This is a genomic window from Microterricola viridarii (genome assembly GCF_001542775.1).
GTDB lineage: Bacteria > Actinomycetota > Actinomycetes > Actinomycetales > Microbacteriaceae > Microterricola > Microterricola viridarii_A.
Window position 1 is genome coordinate 277,118 of sequence record NZ_CP014145.1, and the last position, 13,567, is coordinate 290,684.

Annotated in this window: 7 protein-coding genes and 1 pseudogene; 7 read left to right on the forward strand and 1 reads right to left on the reverse strand. The window is 70.5% G+C overall.

Annotation, left to right across the window (positions count from 1 at the left end):
- Nucleotides 1–17: 17 nt before the first annotated feature.
- Entirely contained in the window at nt 18–1,169 is a 1,152-nt protein-coding gene (locus AWU67_RS01285) for a MalY/PatB family protein (RefSeq protein ID WP_067225716.1), read from the reverse strand.
- A 156-nt stretch (nt 1,170–1,325) separates the two neighbouring features.
- On the opposite strand from AWU67_RS01285, the pseudogene AWU67_RS01290 reads away from it, so the two are divergent.
- From AWU67_RS01290 to AWU67_RS01320, 7 genes and pseudogenes are all read left to right on the forward strand, one after another.
- Nucleotides 1,326–3,019, forward strand: a pseudogene (locus AWU67_RS01290) (ABC-F family ATP-binding cassette domain-containing protein).
- Between the two features lie 98 nt (nt 3,020–3,117).
- Nucleotides 3,118–4,236, forward strand: a complete 1,119-nt coding sequence (locus AWU67_RS01295) for a GuaB3 family IMP dehydrogenase-related protein (protein ID WP_067225718.1) — start codon at nt 3,118–3,120, stop codon at nt 4,234–4,236.
- A 96-nt stretch (nt 4,237–4,332) separates the two neighbouring features.
- On the forward strand, nt 4,333–6,072 hold the full coding sequence (locus AWU67_RS01300; protein ID WP_199922327.1) for a glycerol-3-phosphate dehydrogenase/oxidase: 1,740 nt from the start codon (nt 4,333–4,335) through the stop codon (nt 6,070–6,072).
- A 139-nt stretch (nt 6,073–6,211) separates the two neighbouring features.
- Entirely contained in the window at nt 6,212–6,862 is a 651-nt protein-coding gene (locus tag AWU67_RS01305) for an ATP-binding protein (protein ID WP_067225720.1), read from the forward strand.
- Nucleotides 6,859–9,000, forward strand: a complete 2,142-nt coding sequence (locus AWU67_RS01310) for a helix-turn-helix transcriptional regulator (RefSeq protein ID WP_129586603.1) — start codon at nt 6,859–6,861, stop codon at nt 8,998–9,000. The genes AWU67_RS01305 and AWU67_RS01310 overlap by 4 nt, the downstream gene beginning before the upstream one ends.
- Before the next feature lie 297 nt (nt 9,001–9,297).
- Nucleotides 9,298–12,615, forward strand: a complete 3,318-nt coding sequence (locus tag AWU67_RS01315; protein ID WP_067225724.1) for an Ig-like domain-containing protein — start codon at nt 9,298–9,300, stop codon at nt 12,613–12,615.
- Between the two features lie 157 nt (nt 12,616–12,772).
- A complete protein-coding gene (locus AWU67_RS01320) occupies nt 12,773–13,522 on the forward strand; it encodes a hypothetical protein (protein WP_067225726.1) in 750 nt (249 codons plus the stop codon).
- Nucleotides 13,523–13,567 lie beyond the last annotated feature (45 nt).

Consider the following 13,567-nt stretch of genomic DNA (forward strand, 5'->3'; position numbering starts at 1 on the left):
GCTATTCCTCGCGGCGGCTAGCGGGCCGCCGCGATGCGCGCAACGGCCTCGTGCAGTACCTCGGGTGAGCAGGCGAAGTTCAACCGGGCATGCCCGCGCCCCGCCTCGGCGCCGAAGCTGATGCCGGGCGTGAGGGCCACCTTGGCAACCTCGAGCGCGCGTCCGGCCGGGTCGTCACCCCAACCGAGGCTCGAGAGGTCGAGCCAGGCGAGGAAGGTGGCATCCGGCACACGGTAGCGGGTGCCGGGCAGCTGCTCCTCGAGCAGGCTCGCGAGCAGCCGGCGGTTCTCGTCCAGGCTGCCGCGCACGCCGTCCAGCCAGTCGTCGCCCGCGCTGAACGCCGCAATCGCGGCGATCTGACCGAAGATGCTGGTGCGCCACTCCACCTCGTAGGGCATGGCCGCTCGCAGGGCGTCGCCGCGCTCACTCGCCGTGACGATGAGCGCGCACTTCAGCCCGGCCAGGTTGAATGCCTTGCTGGCGCTGGTGACCGCGACCCCGTGCTCGCGGGCGGCATCCGACACCGAGAGGAACGGCACGTACGGCACCTCGCCCAGGGTGAGGGCGCCGTGGATCTCGTCGCTGACGATCGTCGCATTGTGCCTGGCCGCGATCTCGGCGAGCTCCCGCAGCGTCTCGACCGGGTGGCAGAGCCCGACCGGGTTGTGCGGGTTGCAGAGCACCATGGCGCGGGCGCCGTCTGCGAAGGCCTGCTCGATGCCGGCGAGGTCGAGCGACCAGCCCTCGTCGATGCCGCCAGCCAACGGCACTTCCACGATGCGGGCCCCCGCCTCCGGCGCCAGATCGAAGAACGGCGGGTAGATCGGCGGAGTGATGATCACCCCATCGCCCGGCTGCACCGCCTGGCGGAGCGCCTCGACGATGCCCATCGACACGTCGGCCGTGCTGGTGACCCGGCCGGGGTCGACGGCCCAGTCGAAGCGCCGGGCGGCGAAGCCGGCGAACGCCTCGGCCTGCGGGCGGCTGCTGGCGGCGTAACCGGTGTCTGAGCGGCGGACCGCGTCGTGCAGGGCCGCCGCGATCGGCTCGGCGAGTGGGAAGTCCATCTCAGCGACGGGCAGCGGCAGCACGTCGGCGGGGAAGTGCGCCCACTTCGCGCTGGTGCGTGTGCGCAGGAGGTCCAGGGAATCGGCGGCAACATTCGACATGCCATCAGCATGGCGCGCGGATGCCGCGGGCGCCAGAGGCCGGCGCCGGCACGGGCTGCGCCGGACGCGGCTGGCGCGCGGCGGGCGCAACCCATATGCTGGTCGGCTGCCCAATCGGTGGCGTCGCACGCTGCGGCCACCGACCTGGAGTTCATCATGGGGTACATCGACGTCAACGGCGTCTCATTCAGTCTGCCGGACGGCCGCCCGCTGCTCGCCGACGTCGCCTTCCGCGTGGGGAGGGCACGACGACGGCGCTGATCGGCGCGAACGGCGCGGGCAAGTCGACGCTGCTGCGCATCATCCGGGGCGAGCTGCGCCCCGACGATGGCAGCATTGCCATCGACGGCGGCCTCGGCGTGATGGACCAGTTCATCGGGCACGGGGCGCTCGAGACCGGCACGGCCGTCGCCAGCCTGCTGGTCGCGGTCGCCCCCGCCAGGGTGCGAGCCGCCGCGCTGGAGCTGGAGGCATCCGAACTCGCCATCATGGAGAACGACGACACGGCCAGCCAGATGCGCTACGCCACCGCGCTCGCCGAGTACGCCGATGCGGGCGGCTACGAGCAGGAGACAGTCTGGGACCACTGCACCATGGCCGCACTCGGTCTGCCGTTCGAGCGGGCGCGCTGGCGCGAGCTCGACACGCTCTCCGGCGGCGAGCAGAAGCGCCTCGCGCTGGAGGCGCTGCTGCGCGGGCCGGAGCAGGTGCTGCTGCTCGACGAGCCGGACAATTACCTCGATGTGCCGGGCAAGCGCTGGCTTGAGCAGCAGCTGCGCGAGACGCAGAAGACGGTGCTGCTGGTCTCGCACGACCGCGAGCTGCTGGCGCGCGCCGCCGACCGCATCGTCACGATCGAGCTGGGCGCGGCCGGCAACACTGCCTGGGTGCACGGTGGAAGCTTCGAGGGCTACCACGAGGCGCGCGACGCCCGATTCGAGCGGCTCGACGAACTGCGCCGCCGATGGGACGAGCAGCGGCAGGCGTTGAGGACCCTGGTGCAGACGTTGAAGACCAAGGCGACTTACAACGACGGCTTGGCGTCGCGCTATCAGGCGGCACAGACCCGGCTGAGGCGCTTCGAGGATGCCGGCCCGCCGGAGGAGAGGCCGCCGGCGCAGGCGGTGAAGATGCAGCTGCGGGGTGCGCGCACCGGCAAGCGCGCGGTCGTGAACGAGCAGCTGGAACTGAGCGGCTTGATGAAGCCGTTCGACCTCGAGATTTGGTACGGCGACCGTGTTGCGGTGCTCGGCTCGAACGGGTCGGGCAAATCGCATTTCCTGCGCCTGCTCGCCCGCGGCGGGACCGAGCCAGATTCCACCCTCGGTCACGTGACGGCGATCGGCCAGACGCTCGCCCCCGTGCCGCACACCGGCAGGGCCGTGCTCGGCGCCCGCGTCGTGCCTGGCTGGTTCGCGCAGGTGCACGAGCACCCGGAGCTCACCGGGCGCACGTTGCTCGACATCCTGCACAAGGGCGACAGTCACCGCAACGGGATGCCGCGCGAGGCGGCCAGCGGGGCGCTGGACCGCTACGGGCTGGTCGCGGCGGCCGAGCAGAAGTTCGAGTCGCTCTCCGGCGGCCAGCAGGCCCGCCTGCAAATCCTGTTGCTGGAGCTCTCGGGCGCCACGCTGCTGCTGCTCGACGAGCCGACCGACAACCTGGACCTGGTGTCGGCGGAGGCCTTGGAGGACGCGCTCACCCGCTTCGACGGCACGGTGCTCGCCGTGACCCACGACCGCTGGTTCGCCAGGGGCTTCGACCGTTACCTGGTGTTCGGCTCCGACGGTGCCGTGTACGAGTCGGACGAGCCGGTGTGGACGGAGGCTCGAGTGGTGCGCTCGCGCTGAAGCGGGAGTCCGCTGGTCGAGCCTGTCGAGACCTCGAGCAGCGTTTGCGGCATCCGTGGTCGCCCGTCGGTGACGTTAGGTAGGCTGGACTCGTGAGCATGGAGATTGAAATCGGCCGGTCCAAGCGGGCACGTCGTGTGTACGCATTTGATGACATCGCGATTGTGCCCTCGCGGCGCACCCGCGACCCAGAGGACGTCTCGGTGAGCTGGGCGATCGACGCCTACCAGTTCGACATCCCGTTCCTCGCGGCGCCGATGGACTCCGTGGTCTCGCCGCAGACCGCCATCATGATGGGCCAGCTCGGCGGCCTCGGCGTGCTCGACCTCGAGGGCCTCTGGACCCGCTACGAGAACCCGGAGCCCCTGCTGGCTGAGATCCGCGGCCTGAGCGACGCCAAGGCGACCGCCCGGATGCAGGAGATCTACTCCGCCCCGATCAAGCCAGAGCTCATCACCGCCCGCATCGCCGAGGTGCGTGCCGCCGGTGTGCCCGTCGCCGCCGCCCTCTCGCCGCAGCGCACCCAGGAGTTTTACAGCACCGTCGTCGCCGCAGGCGTCGACCTCTTCGTCATCCGCGGCACGACCGTCTCGGCCGAGCACGTCTCCAAGAACCAGGAGCCGCTGAACCTGAAGAAGTTCATCTACGAGCTCGACGTGCCCGTCATCGTCGGCGGCGCGGCCACCTACACGGCGGCCCTGCACCTCATGCGCACCGGCGCGGCCGGCGTGCTCGTCGGCTTCGGCGGCGGCGCGGCCTCGACCACGCGCGCCTCGCTCGGCATCCACGCGCCGATGGCCACCGCCGTCTCTGACGTCGCCGGCGCTCGCCGCGACTACATGGACGAGTCCGGCGGCCGCTACGTGCACGTGATCGCCGACGGCGGCCTCGGCACCTCCGGCGACATCGTCAAGGCGATCGCCTGCGGCGCGGATGCCGTCATGCTCGGCGCCGCGCTGGCCCGTGCCACCGACGCACCCGGCGGCGGATACCACTGGGGTGCAGAGGCGCACCACGCCAAGCTTCCCCGCGGCAACCGCGTGCACGTCGGCACGGTCGCCCCGCTCGAGGAGATCCTTTACGGCCCGGCCCCCGTGGCCGAGGGCACGGCCAACCTCGTCGGCGCACTGCGTCGCTCGATGGCGACCACCGGATACTCCGACCTCAAGGAGTTCCAGCGGGTCGAGGTTGTTGTGGCCCCGTACCAGGGCAACTAGCCTCACAAGAGAGCACCACCAGCACGACCAGCACGACCAGCACCACCAGCAACTCCAGCTTCGGCAGTCCGTCAGTACCACGTACCTCGGGAGGCAATGATGGCCCAGCGCAACAGCGTGACGCGTTCGAGCAAGCTCGGACCGGAGGAGAGGGCGGCCGCCCTCGCCCGGCTCAAAGACAAAGAGCTGGACATCCTGGTGGTCGGGGGTGGCATCGTCGGGGCCGGGTCGGCGCTGGACGCCGTCACCCGAGGCCTCAGCGTCGGGATCTTGGAGGAGCGCGACTGGGCGTCGGGAACGTCCAGCCGCTCCTCGAAGCTGGTGCACGGCGGCATCCGGTACCTCGAGCAACTTGACTTCCGGTTGGTGCGGGAGGCGCTGATCGAGCGCGGGCTGCTGCTGCAGCGTATTGCCCCGCATCTGGTGAAGCCGGTGCGCTTCCTCTACCCGCTGAAGAAGCGGGTGATTGAGCGTGCCTATGTTGGCGCCGGCATGCTGCTCTACGACATCTTCAGCTACACGGGCGGCCGCCCGCCCGGGGTGCCGCACCACCGCCACCTGAGCAAGCGGCAGGTGGAGCGGCTCATCCCGTCTCTCTCGCACGACGCCCTGGTCGGCGGCATCACCTACTACGACGCTCAGGTCGACGACGCGCGCTACGTGTCGTCGCTGGTGCGCACCGCCTCCTTCTACGGCGCGCACGCGGCCTCCCGGGTGCGGGTCGAGGGCTTTATCAAGGTCGGCCAGCGGGTGGTCGGCGTGCAGGCGCACGACCTGCAGACCGGCGAGAAGTTCGAGGTGCGCGCCAAGCAGGTCGTCAACGCGACCGGCGTGTGGACGGATGACACCCAGCGCATGGTGGGGGAGCGGGGCACTTTCAAGGTGCGGGCCTCCAAGGGCATCCACCTCGTGGTTCCGCGCGACCGCTTCCAATCGGCGATGGGCCTGCTGCTGCGCACCGAGAAGAGCGTGCTGTTCGTGATCCCGTGGGGCAGGCACTGGCTGATCGGCACCACCGACACGGACTGGAACCTGGACAAGGCGCACCCGGCCGCGACCGCGGCCGACATCGACTACCTGCTCGAGCACGTCAACAAGGTGCTGTCGATCCAGCTCACCCGGGAGGACGTCGAGGGCGTCTACGCCGGTCTGCGGCCGCTGCTGGCCGGCGAGAGCGAGCAGACCTCCAAGCTCTCCCGTGAGCACCTTGTCGCGCACACCGTGCCGGGGCTCGTCGTGATTGCCGGCGGCAAGTGGACCACGTACCGGGTGATGGCCAAGGACGCCATCGACGCTGCGGTCGACGCGCTGGATGGCCGCATCCCACCGTCGACGACGCAGGACATCCCGTTGCTCGGCGCAGAGGGCTACCAGGCGGCGTGGAACAAGCGCGGCCGCATCGCGCAAGCCTTCGGCGTGCACAAGGTGCGCATCGAGCACCTGCTCAACCGTTACGGCACGCTGACAGATGAGCTGCTCGACCTGATCAAGTCGGATCCCTCCCTCGGCGAGCCCCTGCCGGGGGCCGACGACTACCTCGGTGCCGAGGTCGTCTACGCGGCCTCGCACGAGGGGGCGCTGCACCTGGAGGACGTGCTCGCCCGCCGCACCCGGATCTCGATCGAGGCCTGGGACCGCGGCGTCTCGGCCGCGCCCGTCGCTGCGAAGCTGATGGCCGGCGTGCTCGGTTGGGATGAGGAACTCGAACAGCTCGAGGTGGCGAACTACCTGAAGCGGGTGGCGGCCGAACGGGCCTCGCAGGAGCAACCAGACGACGCGTCCGCCGACCACGTGCGCCTGGAAGCCCCGGACATCATGGCGGTCGAGGGGAAGTAGTGGGCATGGCCCCGTCCACGGCCGAAAGGCTCGGCGTGGACGGGGTGTACCGACCGGTGTAGTGGGGCTGCCGAGTGCGATAGAGTCCGGACAGGCAGACGGTAACGGAGCGTTCCTCGGAACCACGGGGAAGGCGAGCATGCGAGACAACGGAGTCGACCACGATGAGCGCGCGGCCGAACGAGAGCTCGCACAGGGCCTGATCGCAGCGGGGAACAGCGGCACCCTGCTGGTCACCGGGCTGAGTGGCATGGGCAAATCGCAGCTGCTGCGCGCAATTCTTCCGGTCGACAGCGGCTGGAAGGCGTTCTACTTCAAGGCGGACGCCTACGAGGCCGGGATGCCCTTCGCGGCAGCCGAGCGGCTGCTCCGGCAACTCAGCCAGCGCAGGCCCATCGAGCAGGAGCCGGATGTCGCGGCGAACCCGCAGCGGATGGGCGCCCTGCTCCTGGACGCACTCGATCGGGTGCGCACGCCGGTCTTCCTGGCCATCGACGACGCACAATGGATCGACCCGCAGTCGGCGATCGCCCTGCGCTTTGCGGTGCAACGGCTGATCGAGGGACGCTTCTTCGTGGCTGTCGCCAGCCGCCCCATGGGGGAGCCCAACGCCCTCGTCGACCTGGTGGGCGGTTTCGTCGGCCGGTCAGACCAGCACGCAGAGCTGCGCCTGGAACCCCTCAGCACCGAGCAGGTGCGCGCCGTGGCTGCCCGGCAGGTGCATCGCGGCGTCTCCCAGCGCAGTGCCAGGGCCCTGCGCGAGGCAACGGGCGGTTCCCCGCGTTGTTGAACGCCGCTTTGGCGCTCGGCCGCGAGTCGGGGGCCGTGAACGCCGAGGCCGACATTTGGGAAGCACCCATCCCGGTCATTGACGCCGCTCGCAACCCTTTTGCCCGCGTGGCGGCCGCCGCGCCCGTCGCGGCCAGCAACTTCGGGCGGATCTGTGCGGTGCTCCGCGACCCGGTTGAGGAGCGCGTCGTGCTCGAGATCGCGTGTTCGCTCGGACTGGAGGCCGACCCGGACGCGGCGGAGGCCGCCGGCTTGGTGACGCACTCCCGGTGGCATGGCGAGCTCTGGGTGCAGCCCAGGCACGAACTCCTCGGGCACGCCGTGGCGAAACGGCTGAGCGCCGACGAGACCCTGGCGATCCACCGGGCGGCCGGCGAGGTGTTGGGTGGTCGGCGCGGGCTGCGGCACAGCCTGGCCGCGGCATCCGCCGTCGACGACGCGCTGCTCGCCCGGGTGCAGGACATTGCCCGCGCCGTCGCCAGCCCCGCCCAGGCCGACGAGGCGATCGGCTACCTGCGCAGCATCCTCGGCCTGTACGACGAGGGCCGAGAGCACGATGAGGTCCTGATCGAGATTGCCCTGCTGGCGATGCGCTTCCGGCGGCAACAGCTCATCCTCGATCTGATGCCGCAGACCGAGGCGCTGCCGGCCGGCGCGCTGACGACGGCGATCGCCGTGGAGATGCTGGCCGTCGCCGGCCGGATCCCGGACGCCCTGGCCGCTGCGGAGGACGCGCTCGGCCAGGCGGACGTGCCGGGCACGGCCCAGGGGCGCATCCTGGCCGCCCACATCGCCGGCATCCAGGCCCAGTTCCAATTGATGACCGGCGACACCGAGCCGATCCCTGCCCTCGTTCGACGAGCCAGGGAACTGGTGGACGCGGTGCTCCCCGGTGATACGGATGCCGCCAGTGCGCGCCTGCGCTGGATGTACACGGGCGACGGGCAGCGTATGCGTCTGCTCGGCTGGGCGATGACGGCTGCGGCGCGGGCCGGCGACATGGAGGCGTTCCGTGCGGCCTTCGGCGAGCTCAGCATGCTGATCGCGCAGGCGGAGGCGTCCCCGGAGCTCGTCGACGCGCTCGTCACCCGGGCCGGCGTGCAGATGCAGTCCGGCGATGTCCCCGCTGTGCACGCAGACATGCTCGCCGCCTCGGCCGTTCTGGTGCGCGCCCCGCACGCCTGGACGGCCGGGCACGTGCGCGTCATCCTGAGCCACGTGGAGTACCTGCTCGGCAATTGGGCGGCCTCAGAGGCCGGAGCGGAGTCGGCGCTCAGCCTGGCCATGGACGTGACGGCGTTCACGGTGCGCCCGGTCACCCACTTCACGGCCGCGTTGGTCGCCGCCTCCCGTGGCGGTGCGGCCACGGTCGGCGCGCTGCTGGAGGCGGGCGAGCGGGCCACGATCAGTCGGCACGAGAGCTACGAATCGTCGATGGCGGCCGTGGCGGCCGCCGAGCTGGCCCGGGCGGCGGGCAATCCAGTCGAGCAACTGCGAGCCTGCTCCGATCCCGCGCTGCGCAGCATGGTCTCCACGACGCACGGCTGGAAGACGTACAAGGTCGAGGCGCTGGCAGCGTTGGGGCGCGTCGACGAGGCGCGCACCGCGCTCGCCGACCTCCGCGCCACCGCGCGCTGGCAGCCGCACTATGGCTCGGCGCTCTGGCTGGAGGCTCGGATCGAGGACGCCGCGGACAGACAGAAGCGCGCCAAAGCCCTGTACGAGCAGGCCGTTGCCGATCCGGCGGCCGGGCTCTTCCCGTTCCCGATGGCCAGGGCGCGCGCCGACTTCGGGCGTTTCCTGCTCCGGGTGGGCGACGCGGACGGGGCCGCGGCGCAGCTGTCCCAGGCCGCGGAGGTCTTCACCCGGCTGGGTGCGTCCCCGGACCTCGAGCGCACGCTGGCGCTGCTGGAGCGGGCGGGAGGCAATGGCTCCGCCGTGCCGACAGACCCCTTCGCTGCGCTCACTGCCCGCGAACGCCAGATCGCCCAGCATGCCTCTCGCGGCCACACGAATCGTGAGATCGCCGAGGCTCTCTTCCTCTCTGTGACGACAGTGAACTTCCATATGCGCAATATCTTGCCCAAGCTGGGCCTGAGCTCACGCAGAGAGCTGCGCATCCTCGCCCCGACCGCCTGAACTCGGCGAACGTTGCTCGAGGCACCGTCGGCCGCAAGGTGATGAGCATTGCTCGAATGGGTGAAACTCCCGTCAACTCTTGACGGTTTAATCGACGGACGCTGACGCCGCGTCGGCATCGCTCGTAGCGTTGTGAACCTGCGCGCCGTGTCGACTTACCCCGGCCCGGCGCGCGCAGTCGCGGGCCCCTTCTTACCCAAGGGGCCCAGCGCGGCCGCTTACCCCGGCCGATGCGACGCGTCTCTTACCCAGACGTTGCGGCTGACATTGCCCGCTCCCGAAGGGAACCCGAATCCAATGGCACTTCGTGCTGCGCTCGCGCGCCCAAAAACGTCCACAATCCACGGCTCTCGCCCCGCACCCGCGCAGTCGCGGCTGCGGGTTCCCGCCGCCTTCGTCGCCCTGAGCCTCGCGGTCACCGGCATCACGGCGACCGGAACGCTGCTCGCGACAACGCCGGCGTTCGCCGCCGGTACGCCCGTCACCAAGATCGTCAGCAGTCCCGCCGGTGAGACCTGGACGGTCCCGGCCGGTGTGACCAGTGTCACGGCCACTGTAACCGGTGCCTCGGGTGGAAGCGGCGGAGGCGGCGCTGGCGCCGCCGGCGGTCTGGGCGCCAGCATCGTCGGCACATTCGCTGTGGCGCCCGGAGACGTGCTGAACATCTCGGGCTCGACAAAGGGTGGTGCAGGCGGCGGCAGCGCGGAGCCCGGTCTCGGCGGCAGCGGCGCATCCGCCGGTGGCAACGGTGGGGCTGGCTACGCCTACGACCGATGGAACCCCGCTGTCCCGGGCAAGTCCGCTGGTGGTGGTGGTGGCGGCGCCAGCAAGATCTCGAAGGCCGGAGGGGCAAGCTTGATAATCGCCGGCGGTGGCGGCGGCGGCGCCGGTGCCAGCGCGGGACTGACACCCTGCGCTCCGGGAACCGGCGGTGCAGCGGATGCCGCGGGCACTTCGGGCCGCAACTGCTTTGCGGGAGTCGGCGGTGGCACCGGCGGTGCTGCTGCGGGAAGCGCGACGGGCGCAGGCCTTGCCGGCGGTAACGGCGGGCAGGGAGCGCGAATCTCCAGCGGTGCAGGCGGTGGTGGCGCCGGACTTCTCGGCGGTAGCGGCGGCACGGCCGTGATTGGCGCGGGCGGTGCCGGCGGTGGCGGTGGCGGCGGCTCCTCCTTTGTCGACGCGGCCGCGGTCACCGTGGTGACGCGTGGACAGGCAGCGACTGGCGGCGGTTCAGTGACCCTCGTCTACACGCCGAGCTACACCACGACCACCACGCTCTCCCCGGCCACCTCGAGCGCCGTCATCGGTGCGCCGATCACCCTCACTGTGGCGGTGGGTGCCGCCGGTGCCCCCAGCACGCTCCCGGCCGGCTCGGTGCAGCTGCTCGACGCCGATGACAACGAGCTCGGCGCGGGTGCTCTTGCCAACGGCGTGGCGAGCTTCGGCGGAATCCGCCTGCCCATCGGCAGCCACACGGTCAGGGCGGTCTTCACCCCCTCAGCTGGCGAGTACCAGGAGTCCGTCGGTTCCGCCGTCATCACCGTCGCGCAGGGTTCCACCTCCACCGGTCTCACCGTCGCGCCGGCTCCGGCCGAGTTCGGCCAGAGCGTCACGGCCACCATCGCGGTCACCGCCGTTGCTCCCGCCAACGCTGTGCTCGACGGCACCGTCGAGCTGAGGACAGCCGACGGCACGCTGGTCGAGGACGCCTCTATCGACGCATCGGGCGTCGCCACCATGGACTTCACTCCGAGTGACCTCACGCCGACCGGCTTGGAGACGGTGCAGCTGACCGCTTTCTACCTCGGCAACGCCTCCTTCATGGCCTCACATTCGGTTGAAAGCGACCTGGACGTCATCAAGTCCGAGAGCCTGCTCGACCTCAGCCAGTCGATCGACACCTCGGTGTGGGGCGAGAGCGTCACCCTCACCGCAGACATCAGTGCTGCCCGCGACGCGGTCGCGCCGGCTCGCATGGCCGTTCCCGTCGTCGGCGCCGTGCCGACCGGCACGGTCACCTTCTACGCCGACGGCTCCCCGTTGGCCACGGCCGGCGTGACGGACGGTTCCGCCGCGATCGACGTCGACGATTTTGAGGTCGGCGAGCGCGAGCTGAGCGCGAGCTACTCCGGCGACACCTACTTCACCGAGTCCGACTCCGACACGCTGACCCACGAGGTCGGGCTCGCCGCGACCGAGACGACACTCGCCGCGATCAGCCCCGCCCCGCTCGTGGGGCAGCCAGTCACACTGAGCGCGAATGTCTCAGTGCTGCCGAACGGCGCTGGGACCCCGACGGGCTCCGTCGTGTTCACGGTCGACGGCGTGGCGCTTGCTGCCACCTCCGTCACTGACGGTGTGGCCACCCTGGACCGCGCCTTCTGGTCGCCCGGGAACCACACCGTGTCCGCTGACTTCTCAGACGGAACGCACTACGCCGCGTCATCCGACGCCATCGACGTCAACGTCGAGCAGGCTGCGACGGTCATCGCGCTCGGCAGCGACGTGAACCCGGCCGTGTTCGGCCAGGACGTCACCGTGAGCGCGACGCTCAGCGTGGTCGCCCCGGGTGCCGGTGTTCCGAGCGGTGAGATCGAGTTCGAGCTTGACGGAGCGCCGTTCGCAACCGTCCCCGTCTCGGCCGGAGCCGCAACGCTCCCGCTCGGCGCACTGGCCGTCGGCAGCTACGAGTTCAGCGCCCACTACGCCGGCGACGGTAGTTACGCCGGTACTGACGCGTCGATCACGATCACGGTGGAGCACGCAGCCACCGCTCTCGCACTCAGCGCAGACAAGGCCGAGACGAACTTCGGTGAGTCGCTCACGCTGCACGCCGCGCTCTCAGTTGAGGCACCGGGCGCTGGAACCCCCACCGGGTCCATCGCGTTCCTCGCAGACGGAGTCGAGATCGGCTCCGCCACGCTCGACGCCAGCGGCGCTGCCGCGAGCCTGACGGTGCCGAAGGCCCTCGCCGTCGGTGCACGGCAGATCACGGCGCAGTACGCCGGGGATGCGTCCTTCGACGCATCCACCTCTGAGGTGCTCGGGCACGCCGTGCTCGCCGCTCCCGTCGGCATCGCGCTTGACGTCTCAGGCGAGAGTGTCGCCGAACAGGACGCCGTCTTCAGCGCGACGGTGCAGCCGATAACGTCGACCGGGCACGTGCCGAGCGGGTTCGTGCAGTTCTTGGTCGATGGCGAGCCGCTCGGAGCTCCGGTGCCGGTGGGCACCACGGCGCCGAAGGGCACCGCCGCCCGTGCGGTGGTGGATGTCGTCAACGCTCGCCTCGCGACCGACACGCTGGCGGTCGGCGAGCACGTCATCACGGTCAGCTACCTCGGGGACGGCTCTTTCGCCGCTGCGAGTTCCGCAGCCACGCTGCACCTGGTCAAGCCGAAGGCGCCGATCGACCCGATCAAGCCGATCGACCCGCTGACGCCGGTCGTCCCGGTCACGCCGCCGGCGCCGAGTGCACCGGCAGCGAAGACCGCCGGCGGCCTGGCCTCGACCGGCGTGCAGGGAATCGACACCGGGATTGCCGCTGGCCTGCTGCTCTTGGCAGGGCTGGGCATGCTCGGAGTCGGAACGGTGCGTCTGCGCCGCCGCTCCGCTTAGACCGGGGGAACAACTGGGACCGGGGGGAACAAGAGGAGGAGGGGCCCGCGCACTGCGCGGGCCCCTCCGTGCTGCAGTCGGCGGAGGCCGGCCAACCGCGGGCGGCAGCGTGTCGCCGAGCCGAGTGCGCACCCTCTGCGACCATGAGTCCATGGGGATGACAACGACACGTGGCCGAACCGTCCGACTGGTCGCCGTTGCGCTGGCCGCTGGACTCGCACTGCTCATAGCCGGCTGCAGCGCGCCGCAGCCCCAGGCCGGGCAGCAGACTGCGCCGACCTCGACGAAGACGCCGCGGCCGACGCCGACCACGCATGTCGCGCCGGTGGAGCTTCCCTCCGTCGACGCGGAGTTGCTCGCCCACGTCAGCGGCTTCGTCATTCGGCCCGACGTGCTCGAGCTGCGCGACGATGACGGAGACGTCGTGACCGCGCTCAGTTACATGGCTGCGCCGGCGGAGGCGATCGCCGTGCTCAGCACCGTCTTCGGCGAAGCGCCCGCCGACGAAGAATACCCAGGCACGAATCACACTCCGCCCGGCGTCACCCATTCCTGGGGGAGTCTCGTGCTCGACGAACGCTTCTATGACGAACAACGCCGGATCGACGAGCAGCTCGACTACCTCGTCTGGCCCCGTTTCGCGGTCTATTTCGACGGCCCGGCCAGCGGAGAGATCCCGATGTCAACGATCCAAGGGATTCAGGCGGGGGACAGCTGGGACTTCGCGTCGAGCAGTCCGGGCTTCCAGAGCGAGCTCTATACCTGCATCGGCACGCCCGTTGACGTCATCGACGTTGCGCGGCCGGACGGAGGCGACGCCCAGTCCACGGTGATCGTGATTGAGTCCGACGACGCCACAGTGCGATGGGTCAGAGCGCCGGAGATGGTCACGGATGGCTGCGCCTGAGAGGAGGCGCTGACGCCGACGTAGCGTGCGCGGTGGGTGCGATGC

Excerpts from the sequence above, each read along its gene's own strand:
- AWU67_RS01305 (WP_067225720.1), top strand. The coding sequence starts at position 6,212 with ATGCGAGACAACGGAGTCGACCACGATGAGCGCGCGGCCGAACGAGAG.
- AWU67_RS01300 (WP_199922327.1), top strand. The coding sequence starts at position 4,333 with ATGATGGCCCAGCGCAACAGCGTGACGCGTTCGAGCAAGCTCGGACCG.
- AWU67_RS01295 (WP_067225718.1), top strand. The coding sequence starts at position 3,118 with ATGGAGATTGAAATCGGCCGGTCCAAGCGGGCACGTCGTGTGTACGCA.
- AWU67_RS01320 (WP_067225726.1), top strand. The coding sequence starts at position 12,773 with ATGACAACGACACGTGGCCGAACCGTCCGACTGGTCGCCGTTGCGCTG.
- AWU67_RS01315 (WP_067225724.1), top strand. The coding sequence starts at position 9,298 with ATGGCACTTCGTGCTGCGCTCGCGCGCCCAAAAACGTCCACAATCCAC.
- AWU67_RS01285 (WP_067225716.1), bottom strand. The coding sequence starts at position 1,169 with ATGTCGAATGTTGCCGCCGATTCCCTGGACCTCCTGCGCACACGCACC.